Consider the following 20412-nt stretch of genomic DNA (forward strand, 5'->3'; position numbering starts at 1 on the left):
GGGCTGAACTTCCTTTATGTAAAACTATTTTATCGTTTTCCCACCTTAGTTTTACACCATTAGTGTTGCTTCCTATTTCCAATATAACATTATCGTGTGAATGGATATTATGCTTGTTGCCATCATGCTTTAACCTGTAGTATGCAATAGGAAGTTTAATCAGCTTTTTATAGAGTGGATCTTTGTTATCTATTCTAAGTGTGTATTGTTTCATACTATTTTACCAAAATTTACTTTAACGGTTTTTCACCTTAAATATCCGGCAATCTCCCGGATAATGGCACTGAGACTACTTAGAGGAGTAACATCATCCATAAAACTTCTTGGTTACTTGTTGCTATTTTTTCAGTGTTAACAAAACCTCTTTACTGTTCGTTGCTTTCTAATGTCCTTTCCATGCAATCTTTTAAAATAGCCAAAAATCTATCAGTTTGTTTGTAATGAGGTCATGATTTTTTTGCAACTAAGCATGAGAGTTTCAACAGTTTGTTATGGGTCTCCATCATTAGGTAATGACTTACTCGCAATAGTTGACTGTAGTTCTATTGGATCAAAGTTTAAACTTTTTTTTGAAATGCTGCATTTTGGAGCTGTTTCTGCCCATACTTTTGCATCTATCATTTTGCCACTTGATTGAACTCCTGTATTTTATTTTCTATTTTGTATTCATCTTGTTTTACAGAAGGATAAGAAAAATTTATTACTTGAGATATAAATGAGGTTGGTCTACTTGCCACACTTGCTACTGGGCTGTTAAAATTTCAGCTTTTCTCCTTCTTCTACATGCAGTACAAACTTGATCTGTAGGTTTTGTCTTACAAAATATATCTTTTTCTTTATTTAAAGTTCCTTTGTTTCTTGTTTAAGGGTTTTTAGTACTTTGTTTTGATAGGAATGCTTGTCTAGCAAAATCTTCGGCATTTTCGCTTGCGGTTTCAGCTTTTTTTGTTAAATTCACTACTTTATCATGTAGTTCTGTAGTCTTTTAGCATTTTGAGCGAAGCTTTTAGAAGCATTTCTAGCTGTCTCTGTTGCTTTTTTAGCATCCTGAATTTTAATTTTCGTTTGATTCATCTCACTCAAAAACTGATCAGCCACTTCAGCACCTAATTCCATCTTCTTCCTTTGGACTTTGATAGATATAACCTGGTTCACTCTTTAGGGCAAGCTGGACCTGGATAACCTGTGAACCAGAAGGTCCACTTGGTCTACATCTAGCCGTAAAGTATCAACTATATCTCCCAAAGGGTTTGACGCACTTTCTAGTCTTTCAACCCTTTCTTTAAGCCTATAAGTTCTCTCAGTTTTACATCAACCTCTAAAAAGTTACCGAAATTTTCTAAGTTATAATAATAAGGATATAAACTTGAATTATTACCAGAGTTATATTTTACAAAATCGAGTTTTAAATCATAAAAGTTTTTACATTCACCATTTTTACCTGATATGCAGCCAACGTAATTATTACCTGGCTTTTCCATTGCGAAATGACTATCTTTTTCTTCCAAGCTCTCTATTTCATGAAAAGGGAATAGTTTGAAGTTGCCATCTCTCCTGTCGAATGTTGGGACAACATTGTTCAGTATATCAACCTTACCGCCAGTATAATCATGTATTTCAACGTTCTTATAAGCTTTGTATACAAATTGCGATTCTTTAAAAAAGTTCTCTCCAGTTCGTACCTCAAGTCTATTATTAGGCAAAATTTTAAGATTTTTTAAAATAGAGCTTATATTTTCACTACTCGTTATATTGTTTGGATCCATTAAAATCTTACTGTTTTCCAGTAATTCGTAGTAACATTACACCTTTCATGATCAAATATATAAACATATTAACTATTTATTCTATTTCCAGGTATACGACCAATAGTAGCTACATTATTAAGAGATTATACCGTTACACTTTCATTATAGTAATAATAGTAAGGTTCATCTGAGCTAGTAACTAAAGCTAACTTATTATTATTTTCTATTGTTTTTAGCTTTAGTTGTGGCCCTTGAGAAAAATTATTCAGTACCTTATGTACCCTGCGACTATAGTCAATCATAATAAAACGCTGATCTGTAAGCTCACCGATAATAACGTAAGATGCAGTAGGAAAACTAAGTGTCGTTTTACTATTTACTCTTACTTTAGTAATTATCACATAACAATTTGTGTTACTGTGGACATTACCTTGGAACATCTTCTTTTTCTAATTCAAACGCACTTTTACCTCCTTCCACGTTCTATATTTTAGATATAGTTAATTTACAAACACTAATTATTTATTGATAATGATGTATAACTATAGTTACGAGATTGTGGATAATACTATAACACTTAAAATGAGTCATATTATTAATGCATATAGTAGGCTTGAAACCCCTATAGTTAGAGGGGAAGGAGTATATCTTTTTGATAGAGACGGTAAGAAATATTTAGATTTTGCTGCGGGTATTTCTACAACCTCTTTAGGACACTGCCATCCGTACATTGCAGACAAGCTAAAAGAGCAATTAGGTTCATTGTGGCACTGCTCTAATATTTTCACTATTCCTAAGCAAGAAAAGCTTGCTGAGCGTTTAGCAGCACTTACTTTTGCAGACAAAGTTTTTTTCTGCTCAAGTAGGCTTGAAGCAACAGAAGCCGCAATTAAATTTATTCGTCATTATTTTTATTCAAAAGGGCAAGAAAAGCGTAATCGTATCATTACAATCGAAGGAGGATTTCATGGTCGCAGTATTGCTGCGATTTCTGCTGGAGGAAATAAAAAATCACGCGAAGGTTTCGCTCCACTTCTTTCTGGCTTTGATAAAGTGCCAAGGAATGACGTCAGAGCACTAGAGGAAAAAATCAGCAATGAAACAGCTGCTGTGTTTTTAGAGCCCATACAAAGCGAGGGTGGAGTGTATACACTGGATGTAAGGTATCTTCAAAAAGTAAGAGAAATAACAAAAGCTCAAGAGATAATTCTATGCTTTGATGAAGTGCAATGTGGATATGGACGCATCGGTTCTTTATTTCATTATCAAAATATAAAAATTGAACCTGACATGTTAACTTGTGCAAAGGCTATGGGTAATGGATTTCCTCTAGCTGCATGTTTAGTAAAAGATTATATAGCGGAGGCGATTACTCCAGGAACACATGGATCAACGTATGGTGGTAATCCACTTGCTATGACTGTTGGTCATGCAGTGCTCGATATAATGCTGGAAGAAGGCTTTTTTAATCATGTTCAGGGAATTAGTAGATATCTAAAAGAAAAACTGTTGCTTTTAGCTAAAGAGTTTCCGAAGATAATTTCCGAAGTTCGTGGAGAAGGTTTGTGAGCAGGAATAGAACTTAAGGACCCTTTGGCTGATAAAATTGTCAGTCGATCTCTTGATCAAGGTTTAATAATGACTAAAGTTTTGAATAACAGAGTAATAAGAATAACCCCTCCACTTATCATTGAGGATAAACATATGGACGCAGCATATGATATACTCTATAATTTATTTTTTAAGATTAAAGCTATATAAGCATTTTAAACATATAAAATCCACCATATAAAACTTCAAGCTTGCAAATGCTTCTTGTAACATATAAAATTAGCTCTGTTTTTAGTCTCAATAACATCATACTTTAATGGATTGGTTATTGGTTTCAATATTATCGATAATTTTTGTTTTGTTGATTCTATCGTTTTTATTTTCAGGAGCAGAAATAGGGTTAACCTCGGTTAGTCGTTCTCGAGTCAATAAGCTAAAACTAGACGGCAATAAAAAGGCCAAGATAATAGACCACTTATTAAATAAAAAAGAATTAACAATAGGGACAATATTACTTGGGAATACAATTATTAATATTACTTGTTCCGTCTTATTTACAGCAATATTTATAAATCTCTTTGGAAATGAAAGTGTTTTTCTATCAACAATTGTAATGACGTTTTGTATCTTACTGTTCTGTGAGGTGCTACCAAAAACTTATGCTATGCAAAATCCTGAAAAGTTTACATCGTTTTCTGCTTATTTTGTACTGTTTTTTGTCAAGATTTTTTCCCCATTGACGTTAGGCATTCAGTTTATTGTTAATTTCATTTTAAAATTATGTGGGTTTCATAAGAATAGGGAGGCAATATCTGCAGCGGATGCAATGCGTAACATGATTGCCCTTCACCGCAGTGAAGGAACAATGTTACAACAAGATTTGGATATGTTAAGCAGCATACTTGATTTAGCTGAGACAGAAATATCAGAAATTATGACCCATAGGAGAAACCTATTTTCTCTTGATATAGATCGAAATAAAGAAGAATTAATAAAAGAAATTTTAACCAGCAGTCACAGTAGAGTGCCTTTATGGCAAAAAGAACTAGATAATATTGTCGGAGTAGTTCATGTGAAAAATCTAATAAATGCCTTGCGTGAAAAGGATAATAAAATAGAGGAGGTTGACATTGCCCAAGTTATGTCAAAACCTTGTTTCCTACCGGAGAGTACACCGCTCAGTGTACAACTTCATAACTTCCGTAAAAACAGGAAACACCTTGCATTTGTTATTGATGAGTATGGAGCGCTGCAGGGAATTGTAACCCTTGAAGATATACTGGAAGAAATAGTCGGAGAAATTTCCGATGAGCATGACCTGATCACGGAGAATTTTATAAGGAAGATATCTGATAATGTGTATCACATAGAAGGGAAATCTACTATTAGGGATATTAACAGACAGTTACACTGGGATCTCCCTGACGAAGAAGCTACAACTTTGGCGGGTATGATTGTAAATGAGATAGAGCGTATTCCTGACGAGGGCGAGGAATTTTCCATGTTTGGTTTTTACTTTAGGATTTTAAAAAAAGATAAAAATATTATTACTGTCATTGAAGTACAAGTAAAAACTGGTAATACTGTAACAGCAATTAATTAATTGGATTTTATGGAAGACGCAGTAAAAGTAATAGCTGAGGAGTTAAAGGGTTATGTAGAGAGGATTGAAAAACTTGAACAAGAAAAGAAGAATGTGCAAGATCAGATTCGTGATGTATATGCAAAAGCCGCAGATAAAGGTTGGAATACAAAAGTAATGAAACAAATTATTAGGCTGAGAAAAATGGAAGATGATGACAGAGCAGAACAAGAAATATTGCTTGATACTTATAAACGTGCATTGGGAATGAGTTGCGAAGAAAACTAAGTGAATAACAGAATTGTAATTGGAATAAGTGGAGCATCTGGTTCTATTTATGGTATGCGTATTTTGAAGGCACTAAAAGGTGCTGATTGCGAAACTCATTTAGTAATAAGCCGTGCTGGAAAAACAACTATAGCTCATGAAATTACAGAAAGACTTGAAGATATTACATCACTTGCAGATTTTTACTATTCTGAAGAAAAAATAGGAGAAAAAATAGCAAGTGGCTCATTTAAGACTTCAGGGATGATTGTTGCTCCATGTTCTATGAAAACAATGTCCGAAATTGCATCAGGTGTTACTTCCAATCTGTTAACAAGAGCTGCAGATGTAACGCTAAAGGAAAGAAGAAAATTAGTTCTCATAGTGCGAGAGTCACCGCTACACCTTGGTCATTTACAAAATATGCTGAAATTAACGGAGATGGGAGCAATAATTGCTCCACCAATGCCTGCTTTCTATACTAAACCAAAATCATTGGAGGATATTATAAGTCACTCTATTAGCAAAGTGTTGAGTTTGTTTGATATCAAATTACCTGACTTCAAAGAATGGCAAGGAGTATAGCAAGTGACAATTATCATTGACGGTAAAAAAATAGCAAGTGGCCTGTGTGAGAAGTTATCACAAAGAATTGATGTTTTAAAAAGAGAGCACAGCATTTTTCCTTGCCTTAAAGTAATTTTCGTGGGCAACAATCCGGCAAGTCAGGTTTATGTTTGTAATAAACAAAAAAAAGCAGAATCAATAGGCATAAGTTCTGAGACTATTGTCTTACCTGATAATATTTTGGAAAATGAATTAATTGAAAAAATTAATGAATTAAATAATGATCCATTTGTAAATGGCATTTTAGTACAGCTACCTTTACCAAATCACATTAGTGCAAGCAAAGTAATTAACACAGTAAGTGTTGAAAAAGACGTAGATGCCTTTCATCATGAAAACGTTGGTAAATTAGTTAAAGGTGAAAAAAGTTGCCTTGTACCTTGCACTCCTAAAGGTGCTTTACATTTAATTAAGTTGGTTGAAACTAATCTTTCAGGTAAAAATGCAGTGGTGATTGGCAGATCAAACATCGTGGGTAAGCCAATGTTTCATCTATTGTTGCAAGAAAACTGCACTGTTACTATTTTGCACTCACAAAGTAAAGCTTTAGCTGAATATTGCTCTAAAGCGGATGTAGTAGTTACAGCAGTTGGAAAGCCAAATTTTGTCCAAGAAGGCTGGATAAAGGAAGGAGCAATAGTGATTGACGTTGGCATAAATAGTGTAAGTATAGAGGGAAAGACAAAACTTATAGGTGATGTTGACTTTAATAGAGTGAAAGAAAAAACCAAAGCTATTACACCAGTACCCGGAGGCGTTGGCCCGATGACCATTGCATTCTTGATGATAAATACTGTTATTGCTGCTTGCTTGCAGAAGAAAGTTGATGCTTCTGATTTTGTGAGCTAAGGTCTATAGTTACAATAATGTGATTAGGCGGGATTAAAGTTATTGAGATGATGGGGCTGAAAGCATGGTTAATAACAACTTTTCTTTTGCTATACCCGAACGCAACTTTCTGCGATGATTGTAATTTTAATTTACCATACCGTGGACTCAGTTGTAATTTGGATCTATCACATAAAAATTTAAGTGATATAAAAAAATTGCTAAATAACAGTGACAAGTTTGTCGCACTTACATTTGATGATGGGCCATCTAGCAATAGAGTGAATGATATTATTAACATTTTAGAGAACTATAAAGCAAAAGCAACATTTTTTCTTCTTGGTGAACGCATAAATAAAAAAACGTCTGAGATAGTAAAGAAAATCTATAATGCTGGTCATGAGCTGGGCAATCACTCCTGGTCACATAAGAAATTGACATCACTCTCAAGTGAGAAACAATTGCAAGAACTGGAAAAGACAAATATGGTAATTAAAAATGCAATAGAACGGGATGTGAAATGGTTTCGTTCACCTTATGGATGTCATGACGATAATCTAATCAAAAATGCTAATCAATTGAACATGTGTTCGATATTGTGGACGGTTGATTCTCTGGATTGGCAGGGCGATAAACCAGAGATCTTAGTTGAGAGGGTTGTGGGTAACGTACATAATGGAGCAATCATACTGTTCCATGATCACGATAATAAATCAAATACAGTTGAGGCTTTGCCTCAGATTATTAAAATACTAAAAAAGTCTGGTTATGAATTTGTTACCTTAAGTGAATGGGAGGAAAGAGTTTGTAAAGCCAAAGGTGTATCAATGGGAGAGGGTGCATTTAAAAAAATTTTATGTGGATAAAAAACAAAGTCTTTAATCGTAGGGCATTTATATTAGGCGGTATTCAGCTTACCATTTCCACAATTTTTAGTTGTAGGTTGTATAGTTTACAGATACGAAACAGACAAAAATACGAAAAGCTGGCTGACAATAACAGGATACGAGTTGCTGCTATTATGCCTAAGCGGGGCAGAATTTTAGATAGGAATGGCATTGAACTTGCAGTAAACAAAATTTTGTACATTGTTTTATTCGATAAGCAAAAAGTTTCTAGTGAAGAAGTTGATTGGGAAACATTATCAAAAATTGGATCTAATGTAACAAAATCGTCAGAAACAAAAATAACCGCTCTTTATAAACGTCACTATCCGTTCGGTTCAATATGTTCTCATACACTAGGGTATACGAAAAAACAGCAAGGCATAAACGAAGCAGGAATCAGTGGTATTGAATATACATATGATCATATATTGAAAGGCAAGCCAGGGAGATCTGAGCAGGAAATAAATTCTAAAAAACGCATTGTGAGAGAATTATCAAGCATACCACAACAGGACGGACAAGATGTGCAGCTAACAATTGATATTGATCTGCAAGAGAAAATTGCAGAGATATTTAAAGGTCACAAAGGTTCTGTAACGGCGATTGATGTAAGTAACGGAGAAATTTTAACGTTATATAATTCACCTTCTTACGATAATAACCTTTTTGCTAACAAACTATCAAATGAGGCTTGGGAAGGTTTAAATACTCCTTCATTACCACTTGTAAATCGTGCATTATCGTATCAAATTCCACCTGGTTCGATATTTAAAATAATAGTTGCACTTGCGGGTTTAAAGGATGGAATAATCACGCCAGAAGAGAAATTTTCATGTGTAGGCTGTATGAAAATAGGTGAGCGGAGGTTTTGTTGCTTGAAAAGCAAAGTCCATGGATATGTGTCTTTAAATGAAGCAATGGCTTTATCATGTAACACTTACTTTTATAATATAGGAAAAAAAATAAGTGTAGACTCTCTAGTAGAAATGGCAAGAAAATTTGGTATCGGAAGTGGGCCACTAATTGGAACATTTAAAGAAGAAGCTCCAGGATTGTTACCTGATAAAGATTGGCGTACACGAAAGCTATATTCGGAGTGGTATTTAGGTGACACTGTCAACTTAGTTATAGGACAAGGGTATGTGCTTACGACACCACTGCAGCTTGCAGTTCTTGCGGCGAGGATTGCAACAGGAAAGGAGGTGATTCCCCGCATTGAGATGAATAAAACGATGCAAGGTTTTCCTGATATTGATATAGCTCATGAGCATCTCAGTATAGTTCGAAAAGCTATGTTTAACATGGTGAATATTAAAGCTGGAACCTATAGAAAAGGGCTAAGCGGTATACGAATTGCCGGCAAAACCGGTACACCAGAGATAAACTCTAAGGGTGAGAGTCATAAGTTATTCATTGCTTATGGCCCTTACCATGACCCGCGCTATGCAATCTCTGTATTCATAGAGTATGGCAAAGCCCCACGCCAAGATGTTGCTATGGCCAATGAGATATTGCGGTATATGCTTAAAGGGTGAATATTGTATGGGCTATTGCTGGTCATATATTATCTTACACGAATGTTAATTTATCTATAAATTGTTGACAATCATTGATAATTTACTATTATTAATGCTATATTAATAGTGAGGAAAAAAATGCGTATATCTAATTTTGGACCTTTAATTGCTATTTTATCGTCATCTGTATTGAGCTTCACGGCTGGTCAATATTTTCCTTATGTTATTGCAGCAGTTTCTGGTTCCAGTGCTACTACAGCAGCTCCATTAGCAATTTTTGCTGTTTCTATGGTTATTGCACTGGTTTCAGCAGCATACCTTATTAAACTTGCCGTTTCTATAGCTGGTAATAAGAAAGGAGCAGGCCCCAGTAGAGAAGCACTTGATCGATCTGGCCAGCAATGTACTGTATTTCAGGGGCTAACACAAGAATCTGTGTGTAAGAATGGTGCTCTGAAAAATGAACTAAATAAACATATTTCTTTTTCACCATCTTCGCCAATATGTGGTACAAGAACTTTCTCATTGTCTGCGCCGCTTCTATTAAATAATGCACCACCTCCGCTATTACCACTTCCATTATCACAAAATGCAGGTGCTGCACCACCTCCCCCGCCACCTCCTCTGTTTTCTCAAATTTCATTAACTCAACCGAGTAGTGCTGGTTTATTTGCAGGAGTAAAGAATGCAAAATTAAGGAAAGCTAGTGGTCCTGTAAAGACACCTAAGTATGATGATAGCCGTAATGCTATGCTTAAGCAGATAAGGCAAGGGACAAAACTCTTAACCAAGGAAGAACGCGATGAAAAGTTAAAAAGACAGGCGGCAATGAAAGATAATAAAAAAGAGCAATCAAGCGATAACGTAGGTGGATATTCTAGTACTGCATTATTTGAAAAACTTAAATATCGAAGATTAGCAATTGAATTCTCAGATAGTGAAAGCGATCGTTCTAACTACAGTGATAATGGTGATTGGAGTGATAGGAGTGTTAATAAACAGAAAGAATTGAGAGAGAAAAAGCTGACGAAACGTAGGGGAAAATCTACGTCTTCAAATTCTCAGCCATACGATGAAAAAAGCAGTGCAACTCCTAGCAGTGGTTATATATCTGATGATGATGCAGATCAACAAGAGCCTGAAACCGCAACTTCTTCAAATTGCTGGTCAAACAAAAAGGAGCCACCACCGGTGCCGCCTAAACCAAATTTAAAGTGTGTTAGTTTACAAAAGGAACCACCACCGGTGCCGCCTAAACCAAATTTAAAGTGTGTTAATTTACAAAAAGAATCTAAAGCTTTTCTTATAAAACAATAACTAAAAGGTAAGCACCGCAAACTTTCCTCCTTTTTCAAAATAAGTTTACCTATAAGTCTGATTGTACTAAGATTGCTTAATACAATCAGATTTATTAAATGCGTCTATCTCAATATTATCTGCCAACTTTAAAGGAGAAACCTGCTCATGCTAGAATTATCTCCCATCAATATTCTTTACGTGCAGGTTTAATAAAACAGATAGCGTCTGGCATCTATACGTGGTTGCCGCTCGGTCTGCGTGTGCTAAAGAATATTGAAGACATAATCAGGGATGAGATGAATAAGTCTGGTGCAATTGAAGCGTTAATGCCTTGCGTACAGCCGGCAAGTCTTTGGCGGGAATCAGGACGTTATGACGATTACGGTAAGGGAATGTTGCGTATAAGGGATAGGCATGAAGAAGACATGCTTTTTGGTCCAACGCATGAGGAAGTGGCAACTGATTTAATTAGAGATATAGTAAAGAGTTACAAGAATTTGCCACTTTGTTTATATCAAATTCAATGGAAATTCCGTGATGAGGTAAGGCCACGTTATGGTGTTATGAGAGGTAGGGAATTTCTGATGAAGGATGCGTATAGTTTCAACGTAGATTATAAAAGTGCACTGAATTCATATAATTTGATGTACAAAACTTATATAAAAATCTTCAAACGCATGGGGCTTATTCCAATTGGAGTGAGAGCGGATACAGGGCCGATCGGAGGAAATTTGAGCCACGAGTTTCATATATTGGCAAGCACTGGCGAAAGCACTTTATATTATGACAATAAATTTTCTGAATTACTAGAAAGTGAGGATGTTAAAAGTTTAAAGAGTATATATGCAGTTGCAGATGATATACATGATCCTAAAACTTGCCCTATACCGCAAGAGCAGCTAAATGTTAGTAAGGGCATTGAAATAGGGCACATTTTTTATTTCGGCGATAAATATTCAAAGCCAATGAATGCAAAGGTTACTGCGCAGGATGGAAAAAGTGTCAATATACATATGGGTTCGTATGGTATTGGGGTTTCAAGACTCGTTGGTGCAATAATAGAAGCTTTCCATGATGATAAAGGAATTACCTGGCCAGAAGCAGTGTCTCCTTTCAGGATTGGGTTAATCAACTTACAGACAAAAACGGCTGAATATGTAGAGATTGCAAATAAAATATACAGTGCTTTAAAAAGTGACAAAGTGCTTTATGATGATACGGAAGGAAGTATAGGAGTAAAATTTGCTAAGATGGATCTCATAGGTTTGCCATGGCAAATAATTGTTGGGAAGAAAACAGTAAGTGAAAATATAGTTGAAATAAAAAATAGAGCAACTGGAAAGGTAGAGGAAGTGCAGATTGAAGAAGCAATAAACTGCTTTAATGTAAAATGATACGTGGTATCGGTACTGACATAGTATATATACCAAGAATACTAAGAATATTACAAAAATATGGGAAAAAATTCCTCAATAAAATCTATACCGAGCAGGAAATAGAGATAAGCAGAAAATACAACAGCCAAGAAATGCAAGCAAAGTATCTTGCTAAACGCTTTGCAGCAAAGGAAGCCTTTGTTAAGGCACTAGGTGGATTCAGCCATGGCATTATAATGAAAGATATAGAAATATACAATGACATAAGAGGAAAGCCGCATCTTACTGTTAGCAAGAATTTCATCTTCAAAGACCACATGATTCATCTTTCTCTCAGTGACGATGGATATTGCGCTACTGCGTTTGTTATAATTTGCAGCTCACTTCCGTAACTGCGCAAATATTTGCTTTTCCCTATGCGACAGATTTAGTATTAAAATTTCGAATTTAATGCACTCAAATACACGATTATTCCTAGCAGAATCATAAGTATTGAAAGCAACTGTCCCATGGTTAAATCAAGCCATAAATAACCAACTTGATAGTCTGGTTCACGAAAAAACTCAACCACAAAACGCACTGTTCCATACCATATAACTGCAATGCCAGTTAATGTGCCGTGATATAGTCTTATTCTAGTCAAAAAAAACAGTGAATTTACAATTGCGAAAAATAACAGTCCTTCAAAAAACGCCTCGTAAAGCTGACTTGGATGGCGCAGTAAATTATCACCACTCTCTGGAAATACCATGCCCCATGGCATAGTTGTAACCCTGCCAAACAACTCTCCGTTTATAAAATTGCCTATGCGGCCTAAAAACAAACCTATGGGAACTCCACAAGAAATTAGATCCAGTGTGTAAAATATAGGAATATTATATCTTCTACACGAAATTATCACCGCACACAAAACTCCTATAGCGCCACCGTGAAATGACATTCCTCCTTTCCAAGTCTTTAATATCTCAATAGGGTTGCTTATGTAAGAGATTGGATCGTATATTAATACGAAGCCAAGTCTGCCTCCAAGGATAATACCTACAATAGTGGCTGTTAATAATGAATCATAAAAATTCTTAGTAAATATTTTTTGCTCGTCCAACTTATGTAAATACCAATATGCAAAGACTATGCCTAAAACATATGCTAAAGAATACCAATATATAGAGACAGGACCGATGCTAAAAATTGCTGGACTTAAAGACATATTTTACTGTAGGTTATTTTTAGACAATCTACTTTTTTCACGATTCCACTCTCTCTGCTTTATGGTTGCTCTTTTGTCATAAAGTTTTTTTCCTTTCACAATAGCAATTCTAGTTTTTACTAATCCTTTGTCATTAGAATAAATTGAAAGTGGCACAATAGTAACTCCAGTAGTCTTGATCTGACCGATTAATTTATTTATCTCTTTTTTATGCAGAAGCAATTTACGTTCCCTTTTCGGCTTATGTTTTTTTTTGTTTGCAGCTTTATATTCTGCAATGTGCATATTGTGCAGCCATATTTCACCATTTTTTTCAATGACATAAGCATCAGAAATATTTGTTTTTCTTTCTCTAAGAGATTTAACTTCACTACTTAAAAGGACCATACCTGCTTCAAACTCTTCTAGGATGAAGTATTCAAACCTTGCTTTTCTATTTTCTGCAATAACTTCCATATTTAAAAATATTCCTCAGGCTTTAATATATACAGGATTTTTAGCTCTTGCAGCAATGTCAAAAAATAATATTCTAAAATTCAAAACTCGTAAGTTCAGTGCCTATCGAATAGGCTGGTGTAATCCGATATTTTTTGAGGTACAAGATATAGTTGATCTTTAGTATAACCTTTAGCTACAAATATTTAAGGAATTTACCAAGCAGAAAAAAAAGGCAAAAAAAACCCAGAGTAGCTAGTTATCAACTCTTTACTTTAAAAATTTTGACGTTGGATGATACCTTAAGTGCTTTATAAGCAAGTTTCAGCTTATTAATCTGCTAAGATTAGAAAATTATATAAAATAACTTCATTGTTATGATAAGAGAACTGGCAAAATGTATCAAGTAATTTTTGCATTTCTATGAGCTACTTGAATTCCTGAAATTACAATATTCGTATAGTTGTGGGATCAGTGCTCTAATCGACATCCATAAGTTATTAACATAATCAATTTATAAAGACGGATGTTATAGAAAAGGAAACATGTTATGGCAAAAATAGAAAATCCTAAAGAGAATATAGCTTATGAGTTAGTAAATAATGAGAGTGAATTGACAAATGAAAACAAAGAAAAAATTCTTGAGCTAGCAAGAAAAATAGAAAAAGGAGAAAGTGTTGCTAATATATTAAAGAAGTTTGGTAACAACGCAAAGAAAATTTTAACAATTACGGTATCTTTCAATAATCAAGAAGAAAAGTAGGGGTTTTCGCTGCTGTACCCTGTCATATGCCATAAAAATATCAGGCTGTTAAAGATCTTTTAGAAGAAGCTAAAAAACAAGAGCTTTTAAAGGAAGTGCTGAGTGAGGAAATGACCGTAGAATTTTCAGGTGGTACAATAGGAACTTATACTCCGCTTGATTGTACTAGGATATGGGAGAATGGTGATGCTCGAGATAAAATTTTAATAGCAGCTAAAGATGAAAATATTTTGTTAATATTTTTAGTGTGAAAATAACTATAGAGCAGCAAACCGTTTCTACTATTACCAAAAAAACTGCTACCAATACTGGAACTATTCCAACTAATAACCTAGCTTCACACGAAAACGATAAAGATAGTCTTGATACAGTAACTGTAAAACATGACTGCATTCCGACTACTTCGCAATTGATAATACCGAAACTACTGATACGTCAACTTGTGAAAATAGTAAAGGAGTTCTTGAAGAACATGAAAATAGCCTGAATGCAACAAAAGGTACTGCTAATCCTGTACTTCCAATAGAAAATCTTAGTGATATTTGAGCCACTAACGAAGAAAGTAAAAAAGATAATATCACTTACTTCAACAGAAATTGCTGATCAAGAGCTAAACACTTTCAAGGCCTCCTCTTCTACTGGAATAAAGCCGTGTTTTGATAGTGGATCTAGCAAAGGGAATCCCACAGATGAAGAACCATAAATAAAAACAACTCAGCAAAGACAGATGCCTCGGGTTGGTAGTATTGGCGCAGTATTATTAGTAATCAGCAGTGTTGTATCTTATATTCTAGAAATGCTTATAATAGCAGTAATTGGGGAAATTATTGGATTAGTTTGTATAGATTTTGCATTGTATTATGTTATAAAGTCTAGTACCAAACTTAAGAGTAGATGGTATGGAACATCCCCCAAAAGTTGCCAATTACCCCTAAAACGTAGGTATTACTCTTCTTTCTTGCCACCTTTAAGCTTTTCTTGATTAGCCATTCCTTCGCCAATCTCTTTTATTTTTAGTATCAACGACTCTGGTACATACACATCAACTATGTCTTCTACTGTCGCAAATAAGGCCTGATAAGAATACGAATTTATTATCCAATTAGGCAGTATATCTTCCGCTTCTATTTTGGACTGTTCTTCTTTTTTTTTGTCATGCACTGTGTAGCAATATAAGTGCATAGCAAAGAATAGTACATAGGAAAGCAGTACTCCTCTGAGTGCTCCAACAAAAATTCCAGTAACTCTATCAATTAATCCCAGCCTTATAGGTGCTAATATGTACATTAGCCAGTTATTTACTATCATAAATATAAGATTGAATGTAATAAATACAGAAATTGTAGAAAATATGTTCTGCATAGCTTTAGAGTTAAAATATTTACTATAATTTATAGTGAAGAAATCATAATGATTAGCTGTAAGAAAGACCGACAAAAATAAAAACATTAGCGCGCATAGTTCTTTTATAAAACCTCTAGTTATTGAGATTATTATGCATACAACGATAATGAAGATAATGAGACAATCGAAAAGCATATTATACACTATATGATTTTCAAAATATGATAATTGCAAACAACAAAATTGTAAAATTAATTGTATTTATACTGTATTAGCTGGTCTAAATACCGAGCAATCATGTCAACTTCTAAATTCAGATAATCATTCACTTTGTTATATTGAAAGGTTGTATTTTGCCATGTGTAGGGAATAATGTTTACGGTAAACTCTTGACCAATAACTGAATTTACTGTGAGGGAGACTCCATCTAGAGTTACAGATCCCTTTTTTGCAACGAATTTAATTAATTCCTGTGGGCACGATAGCTTGATTTCATGAGAACCCAAATTTTGATTAATTGTTAAAATTTTCGCTGTTTCATCCACATGACCCTGAACCAGGTGGCCATCAATCTTATCACTCAATCTCATTGCTTGTTCTAGGTTCATTTTTTTTCCTACCTTCCACGCACCCAGGTTAGAAACCTTCATAGTTTCTTGAGAAATTTGGACTGTAAATATATCATTAATTATGTCAACAACAGTTAAACACACGCCAGAACAAGCTATTGAATCTCCCTCATGTATAGAGAATAAATTTTGTGCTTTAATATGAAAGATTTGGTCAGAATTAGAACAGATGGTAGTATCAATTATAGTCCCAATATTCGTAATAATCCCTTTAAACATATAGTGAAAATAAAATCATCTTATCATGAAAAATCTTTTAAACAGCTTATTTCTGTTTTTTAAAGCGCGAGAAAAAGGATCGTTTTTACTTATCTGTTTAGTAAATTCTACTGAATATTCAGAATATATAAAGTAAGCCACACTCAAGATACATAATATGATTAATATTGGTGGTCCTATGTTCAACACTAATCCAGTACTTTCTGTTTTTTCTGGTTGCACTAATCCCTTTAAGTTGACACCATTTCCTAATGATAAATGCCATGATAAGCAGAGCATTGAAATAGAAGATGCTATCAAAAATAAACAAAAACGAGTCTCTTTTGAGGAAAAGACAATTTTTAGTGGTGATTTGAGAGCGGTATTAGTAACTAGTAGAGTTTCAACTTTGTTTGTTTCCGGTAAAGGATTTATGGTTTTGTTTGGTAAAGAGTTCTTATTTTCATGAGAAATGTTTGTAAGTTGTGGAGAAAATTGTTGTGTGGAAATGCCTGAAACTAGTTTGAGTAATTGCTCTTTTTTTCTACATACTTGCTTTTGTAGGTTTTCTTTTAGAAAAAAGGACTTACCAGATGAGTGTAGTATTTCTAGTATTTCTAATACTTTTGGTATCTCACCCGAATCTAATATTTCATGTAATTGTTTATCTTGAAAATAAACAATCTTGAACACTGAGTCAAAAATATTGCTAAATGTTTCTAAATCCTGATTTTTATATCCACTTATCACTTCAACAAATATTTCATCAAGTTTTTTTCCCTGCACTCAGTCAAGTTATCTATCATAGTTAACCTGATATTAATTTGAGCTTGCTTTATGATAGATTGTTTTGCCTCTTCTGATAGTTCTTCGGTCTGCTTTTTCGACTTCTTCTATTAGCCTTAAAATATTCTGTGTGTAACCTAATTTGATCTATATCAGAAAGCTCTGTAGTTTCATCTGTTTCTCGTTTGTTGATTTCGTCTTTTTGTATTATCTCATTCCTTTTTGCCTCTTAAGGATTAGGCAGCAAGTCAAAGCCTTCTGCTTTCGTGTAAGAGGTTTTAGTAGTTACCGAAAGAAAAATTGTATTGTGTTTAAAAATTAGGTATGTGGAGAAAAGACCTAAACCAAGAGACATGTCACACGTTGCAGCGATAACTACTGGTGCATGTGTAATTTACTTTCTGTGGCTTGCTACACCGTAGCCAAAAGAACCTTTACTTACCACAGTTTGCTCAGTTTTACTCTATTTCGTGCAAGTTATTCGGGTTAATGTTTTTTAACGTCTGTTTGTAGAGTTATTCCCTGTAGGAGGAGTTAATGCAGAGCATTACTTATAAATTCTTTTACAGTTTCATAATTATTAGTTTCGCAGCGGTTGTCACATAATTCACTATTTTCTTTTGGTATTTTTATGTTAACTGTAAAATTCTTTTCTTGAGAAAGGCAGATTTAAAAAAATCAATTAGATGCATTACCTTAAAATCCGTATGCTATGGGCGTCTTTATCCACTATAGTTAATAGTCCTAGTTTAAACGAAAATTCTTGCTTGTCACTTGTAACACTTATTGAGCGAATAGTACTGATCTCCACTACCTTATTAGAAAAAGCTTTACCTATCTCTTGAGGTTTCTCCTTAAAGAATTTAGGTAAATCATCTATTTCACGCTTTTTCTTAGTTTCATCATTACTACTGTGCATATTTTACTTATTAATTTTTTAATATAAAATCAAATAAAAAGCATAATTAGTTAATAGTTTAATAATTGAGATAGGGTAGTTTTTCGGATTGTTGATAATATTTGAAATTTTACTATAATGAAAGTTTAAGCTAGCGTTTCTAAGATGAATGAAGAGCTACTGAATCAAATACCTTTACTTGAAGATAAGGCTGTTTTCGAAATTGAGAGTGCTTCTTCTTTGCAAGATTTGGAAAAAGTTAGACTGTCATATTTAGGAAAAAAGGGCGTAATTAAAGCTTACTTTGATGACTTAAGAAAGGTAGAAGACGCAGAAAAGAAGCGTGATTTAGGTGCAGTTATCAACGTTTTGCGCAATAAGCTAGATCAGCTTATAATGGATAAGGAAAGTATACTAAAGGCAGAAGAGGTTAATTTTAAATTGCAAAATGAAGCGATTGATATCACGCTGCCTGTTAGACCAGAAAAAATTGGCAGGGCTCATCCATTGAGTAAAGTCATAAATGAAGTGAAACTTATCTTTGCGCATATGGGCTTCAGGGCAGTTAATGGTCCTGACATTGAAGATGAGTTTCATGTGTTTGATGCGCTGAATACTCCGATTCATCATCCTGCACGAGAGGAGCAAGATACCTTCTACTTAAAGAACAAAATAAACGACAAAAGAATGATGCTGCGCACTCATACCTCATCTATGCAGATTAGAACTATGGAAAAAGCAAAAACTTTCCCAATTAAAATAGTAGCTGCCGGCAGGGTATACAGAAACGACTTTGATGCAACTCACACTCCTATGTTCCATCAGATGGAAGGACTGTATGTCAATGAAAATGTCAATATGGGCCAGTTAAAATTTACTATTCATCACTTCCTCAATAAGTTTTTTGGAGATAAAGAGCTAAAGATACGTTTTCGTAATAGTTTTTTCCCTTTTACTGAGCCTTCCGCGGAAGTGGACATAAGTTACAAAGAGAGTAAATGGATAGAAGTACTTGGATGTGGTATAGTGCACCCAAATGTCTTTCAAAATGTTGGGATAAACCATACTAAATACAGCGGTTTTGCATTTGGTATTGGCATAGAAAGGCTTGCAATGTTGAAATATCAAATTAGTGACTTAAGGAGCTTTTACGATAATAAAATCAGCTGGCTTAACCACTATGGCTTTCATTTTTCATCTTTAAGATAAGTGATAAATAAAGCTTACATGTTCATTATACTTGCTGCCGGACATGGCAAGCGAATGAATTCTGGTTTGCCTAAAGTTCTGCATAAAATAGGCAATTTTTCCATGCTTCAACATATCATTTATAATGCGAAACAGTTAAATCCTGAAAATATATCTGTTGTAGCCAATTTGCCTTTAATTGAGAGATTGAAGTGCCTTGAGGATATACAGTTAATTACACAAGAATCAACGCTCGGCACAGGAGATGCGGTCAAAACTGCGGTGAGAAATATGAAAGAATTACCAGATTCGAACATAGTTGTTGTGCAGTATGGAGATACTCCACTTATAAAAAACAGCACAATAACCCAAATGGTTAGTTGCTTAGAAGGTAAGGCTCTGGTCTGTCTTGGTTTTAAAACCAGCAACAAAGAATATGGTAGGTTAATTATTGAAAATGGTTCCTTGAGAGAAATTGTAGAGACGCAAGATGATGAAAATAGTGATGAAGAGTTTCTTGCTAATGCTGGAATAATGGTTGCATATGCAAAGAATCTGCGTGAATTAGTGGAAAAAATAGAGTGTAATGGCTCAACTTATGAGTATTACTTAACCGATATAGTTTCCATTGCAGTAAAGAGTGATTTAAATGTCGGCTACGTTACCACTGATGAAGAGGAGGCAACCGGCATAAATAGTAGAAATGACCTTGCAAAAGCCGAGTTTTACTTTCAAGAAAACAGGAGAAAATTTTTCACCAATTCTGGAGTGACACTTGTTGCTCCAGAAACTGTTTTCTTTTCTCTTGATACACAAATTGGCATAGATTCGATTATTTACCCATATGTTTTTTTCGGCCCTGGAGTAAGAATAGGACCTGGTGCTAGAATCGGTCCATTTACCAAATGCGAGGACACAACAATTGGCGATGGTGCAATTGTGGGAAATTTTGTCGAAGCAAAAGCAAGTGATATAGGTACAAATACTAAAATAAAGCACTTAAGTTACATAGGAAATACCGAAGTAGGGCCGGGAAGTAACATAGGTGCAGGTACTGTTGTTTGTAATTACGATGGGAAAAAGAAACATAGAACGAATATAGGAAGTAATTGCTTTGTTGGTGCCAACAGCTCATTGATTGCACCACTTAATGTTCACGATGAATCTATCATTGCGGCTGGTAGTATTATAGTGAAGGATGTACCAAGGAAAAGACTTGTAATAACAAGAAGAAAACAAATGGTTAAGAAAATAAAGTAATTTAATCTTGCTCGGGAATATT

Annotated in this window: 27 protein-coding genes and 1 pseudogene; 17 read left to right on the forward strand and 11 right to left on the reverse strand. The window is 34.5% G+C overall.

What is annotated here, in order from left to right; all coding sequences use genetic code 11:
• The 5 genes and pseudogenes from CCY16_RS03635 to CCY16_RS03650 all read right to left on the reverse strand — a co-directional run.
• A pseudogene (locus tag CCY16_RS03635) lies at nucleotides 1-214 on the reverse strand (hypothetical protein); the annotation flags it as partial.
• 275 nt (nucleotides 215-489) lie between these two features.
• Entirely contained in the window at nucleotides 490-621 is a 132-nt protein-coding gene (locus CCY16_RS06705; protein ID WP_281250514.1) for a hypothetical protein, read from the reverse strand.
• A 336-nt stretch (nucleotides 622-957) separates the two neighbouring features.
• Nucleotides 958-1116: a hypothetical protein gene (locus CCY16_RS05590; RefSeq protein WP_179946054.1), complete on the reverse strand. Its 159-nt coding sequence runs from the start codon at nucleotides 1114-1116 to the stop codon at nucleotides 958-960.
• 146 nt (nucleotides 1117-1262) lie between these two features.
• Nucleotides 1263-1766, reverse strand: a complete 504-nt coding sequence (locus tag CCY16_RS03645; RefSeq protein WP_088415015.1) for a hypothetical protein — start codon at nucleotides 1764-1766, stop codon at nucleotides 1263-1265.
• Between the two features lie 125 nt (nucleotides 1767-1891).
• Nucleotides 1892-2188 (reverse strand): hypothetical protein, encoded by a 297-nt coding sequence (locus CCY16_RS03650; protein ID WP_088979770.1) that lies wholly within the window; start codon nucleotides 2186-2188, stop codon nucleotides 1892-1894.
• 91 nt (nucleotides 2189-2279) lie between these two features.
• Between CCY16_RS03650 and CCY16_RS03655 the strand changes: the two genes are divergently transcribed.
• From CCY16_RS03655 to CCY16_RS03700, 11 genes are all read left to right on the forward strand, one after another.
• Complete coding sequence (locus CCY16_RS03655) at nucleotides 2280-3317, forward strand: aspartate aminotransferase family protein (protein WP_245800769.1); 1038 nt, start codon at nucleotides 2280-2282, stop codon at nucleotides 3315-3317.
• A 24-nt stretch (nucleotides 3318-3341) separates the two neighbouring features.
• Entirely contained in the window at nucleotides 3342-3509 is a 168-nt protein-coding gene (locus CCY16_RS06345) for a hypothetical protein (RefSeq protein WP_245800770.1), read from the forward strand.
• A 106-nt stretch (nucleotides 3510-3615) separates the two neighbouring features.
• Nucleotides 3616-4902: an HlyC/CorC family transporter gene (locus CCY16_RS03660; RefSeq protein ID WP_088415019.1), complete on the forward strand. Its 1287-nt coding sequence runs from the start codon at nucleotides 3616-3618 to the stop codon at nucleotides 4900-4902.
• 9 nt (nucleotides 4903-4911) lie between these two features.
• A complete protein-coding gene (locus CCY16_RS03665; protein ID WP_088415074.1) occupies nucleotides 4912-5169 on the forward strand; it encodes a DUF2312 domain-containing protein in 258 nt (85 codons plus the stop codon).
• The gene (locus CCY16_RS03670; protein WP_088415021.1) at nucleotides 5170-5733 is read left to right on the forward strand and encodes a UbiX family flavin prenyltransferase; all 564 of its coding nucleotides are present in this window, start codon (nucleotides 5170-5172) and stop codon (nucleotides 5731-5733) included. It begins immediately after the preceding gene.
• A gap of 3 nt (nucleotides 5734-5736) precedes the next feature.
• The gene (folD, locus tag CCY16_RS03675; RefSeq protein ID WP_088415023.1) at nucleotides 5737-6624 is read left to right on the forward strand and encodes a bifunctional methylenetetrahydrofolate dehydrogenase/methenyltetrahydrofolate cyclohydrolase FolD; all 888 of its coding nucleotides are present in this window, start codon (nucleotides 5737-5739) and stop codon (nucleotides 6622-6624) included.
• Nucleotides 6625-6674: 50 nt separating this feature from the next.
• Nucleotides 6675-7469: a polysaccharide deacetylase family protein gene (locus tag CCY16_RS03680; protein WP_088415025.1), complete on the forward strand. Its 795-nt coding sequence runs from the start codon at nucleotides 6675-6677 to the stop codon at nucleotides 7467-7469.
• Nucleotides 7460-9025, forward strand: coding sequence for a penicillin-binding transpeptidase domain-containing protein (locus tag CCY16_RS03685; RefSeq protein ID WP_088415027.1), 1566 nt, complete (start codon nucleotides 7460-7462; stop codon nucleotides 9023-9025). Before CCY16_RS03680 ends, CCY16_RS03685 begins: the two co-directional genes overlap by 10 nt.
• A gap of 120 nt (nucleotides 9026-9145) precedes the next feature.
• Nucleotides 9146-10324 carry a WH2 domain-containing protein gene (locus CCY16_RS03690; protein WP_088415029.1) on the forward strand — a complete coding sequence of 393 codons (1179 nt, stop codon included), beginning with the start codon at nucleotides 9146-9148 and terminating at the stop codon, nucleotides 10322-10324.
• A 98-nt stretch (nucleotides 10325-10422) separates the two neighbouring features.
• Nucleotides 10423-11700 carry a proline--tRNA ligase gene (gene proS, locus CCY16_RS03695; RefSeq protein WP_088415031.1) on the forward strand — a complete coding sequence of 426 codons (1278 nt, stop codon included), beginning with the start codon at nucleotides 10423-10425 and terminating at the stop codon, nucleotides 11698-11700.
• Nucleotides 11697-12074 (forward strand): holo-[acyl-carrier-protein] synthase, encoded by a 378-nt coding sequence (locus tag CCY16_RS03700; RefSeq protein WP_088415033.1) that lies wholly within the window; start codon nucleotides 11697-11699, stop codon nucleotides 12072-12074. Before proS ends, CCY16_RS03700 begins: the two co-directional genes overlap by 4 nt.
• Before the next feature lie 41 nt (nucleotides 12075-12115).
• Here CCY16_RS03700 and lgt read toward each other — a convergent pair whose 3' ends face one another.
• Both lgt and smpB read right to left on the reverse strand, forming a co-directional pair.
• Nucleotides 12116-12889, reverse strand: a complete 774-nt coding sequence (gene lgt, locus CCY16_RS03705; RefSeq protein WP_088415035.1) for a prolipoprotein diacylglyceryl transferase — start codon at nucleotides 12887-12889, stop codon at nucleotides 12116-12118.
• 3 nt (nucleotides 12890-12892) lie between these two features.
• A complete protein-coding gene (gene smpB, locus CCY16_RS03710; protein WP_088415037.1) occupies nucleotides 12893-13345 on the reverse strand; it encodes an SsrA-binding protein SmpB in 453 nt (150 codons plus the stop codon).
• A 529-nt stretch (nucleotides 13346-13874) separates the two neighbouring features.
• Between smpB and CCY16_RS03720 the strand changes: the two genes are divergently transcribed.
• The 4 genes from CCY16_RS03720 to CCY16_RS05600 all read left to right on the forward strand — a co-directional run bounded on the left by CCY16_RS03720 (nucleotide 13875) and on the right by CCY16_RS05600 (nucleotide 14790).
• Nucleotides 13875-14087 carry a hypothetical protein gene (locus CCY16_RS03720; protein ID WP_088415039.1) on the forward strand — a complete coding sequence of 71 codons (213 nt, stop codon included), beginning with the start codon at nucleotides 13875-13877 and terminating at the stop codon, nucleotides 14085-14087.
• Between the two features lie 95 nt (nucleotides 14088-14182).
• Nucleotides 14183-14338, forward strand: a complete 156-nt coding sequence (locus CCY16_RS05595) for a hypothetical protein (protein WP_179946055.1) — start codon at nucleotides 14183-14185, stop codon at nucleotides 14336-14338.
• Nucleotides 14335-14574, forward strand: a complete 240-nt coding sequence (locus tag CCY16_RS03725) for a hypothetical protein (protein WP_088415041.1) — start codon at nucleotides 14335-14337, stop codon at nucleotides 14572-14574. The genes CCY16_RS05595 and CCY16_RS03725 overlap by 4 nt, the downstream gene beginning before the upstream one ends.
• 48 nt (nucleotides 14575-14622) lie before the next feature.
• Nucleotides 14623-14790, forward strand: coding sequence for a hypothetical protein (locus CCY16_RS05600; protein ID WP_179946056.1), 168 nt, complete (start codon nucleotides 14623-14625; stop codon nucleotides 14788-14790).
• Between the two features lie 242 nt (nucleotides 14791-15032).
• Here CCY16_RS05600 and CCY16_RS03730 read toward each other — a convergent pair whose 3' ends face one another.
• The 4 genes from CCY16_RS03730 to CCY16_RS05610 all read right to left on the reverse strand — a co-directional run bounded on the left by CCY16_RS03730 (nucleotide 15033) and on the right by CCY16_RS05610 (nucleotide 17963).
• Nucleotides 15033-15626 carry a CvpA family protein gene (locus CCY16_RS03730; protein WP_088415043.1) on the reverse strand — a complete coding sequence of 198 codons (594 nt, stop codon included), beginning with the start codon at nucleotides 15624-15626 and terminating at the stop codon, nucleotides 15033-15035.
• A gap of 56 nt (nucleotides 15627-15682) precedes the next feature.
• Nucleotides 15683-16279: a riboflavin synthase gene (locus tag CCY16_RS03735; protein ID WP_088415045.1), complete on the reverse strand. Its 597-nt coding sequence runs from the start codon at nucleotides 16277-16279 to the stop codon at nucleotides 15683-15685.
• 15 nt (nucleotides 16280-16294) lie between these two features.
• The gene (locus tag CCY16_RS05605) at nucleotides 16295-17044 is read right to left on the reverse strand and encodes a hypothetical protein (protein ID WP_179946057.1); all 750 of its coding nucleotides are present in this window, start codon (nucleotides 17042-17044) and stop codon (nucleotides 16295-16297) included.
• Nucleotides 17045-17735: 691 nt separating this feature from the next.
• Nucleotides 17736-17963 (reverse strand): hypothetical protein, encoded by a 228-nt coding sequence (locus tag CCY16_RS05610; RefSeq protein WP_179946058.1) that lies wholly within the window; start codon nucleotides 17961-17963, stop codon nucleotides 17736-17738.
• A gap of 144 nt (nucleotides 17964-18107) precedes the next feature.
• Here CCY16_RS05610 and pheS point away from each other — a divergent pair, with 144 nt between their 5' ends.
• Together pheS and CCY16_RS03750 are read left to right on the forward strand one after the other, a co-directional pair.
• Nucleotides 18108-19151: a phenylalanine--tRNA ligase subunit alpha gene (gene pheS / locus CCY16_RS03745; RefSeq protein WP_088415047.1), complete on the forward strand. Its 1044-nt coding sequence runs from the start codon at nucleotides 18108-18110 to the stop codon at nucleotides 19149-19151.
• The gene (locus tag CCY16_RS03750; RefSeq protein ID WP_088415048.1) at nucleotides 19152-20390 is read left to right on the forward strand and encodes an NTP transferase domain-containing protein; all 1239 of its coding nucleotides are present in this window, start codon (nucleotides 19152-19154) and stop codon (nucleotides 20388-20390) included.
• Nucleotides 20391-20412 lie beyond the last annotated feature (22 nt).

The sequence above is a fragment of the Wolbachia endosymbiont of Wuchereria bancrofti genome (assembly GCF_002204235.2).
In the GTDB taxonomy this organism is placed as follows: domain Bacteria; phylum Pseudomonadota; class Alphaproteobacteria; order Rickettsiales; family Anaplasmataceae; genus Wolbachia.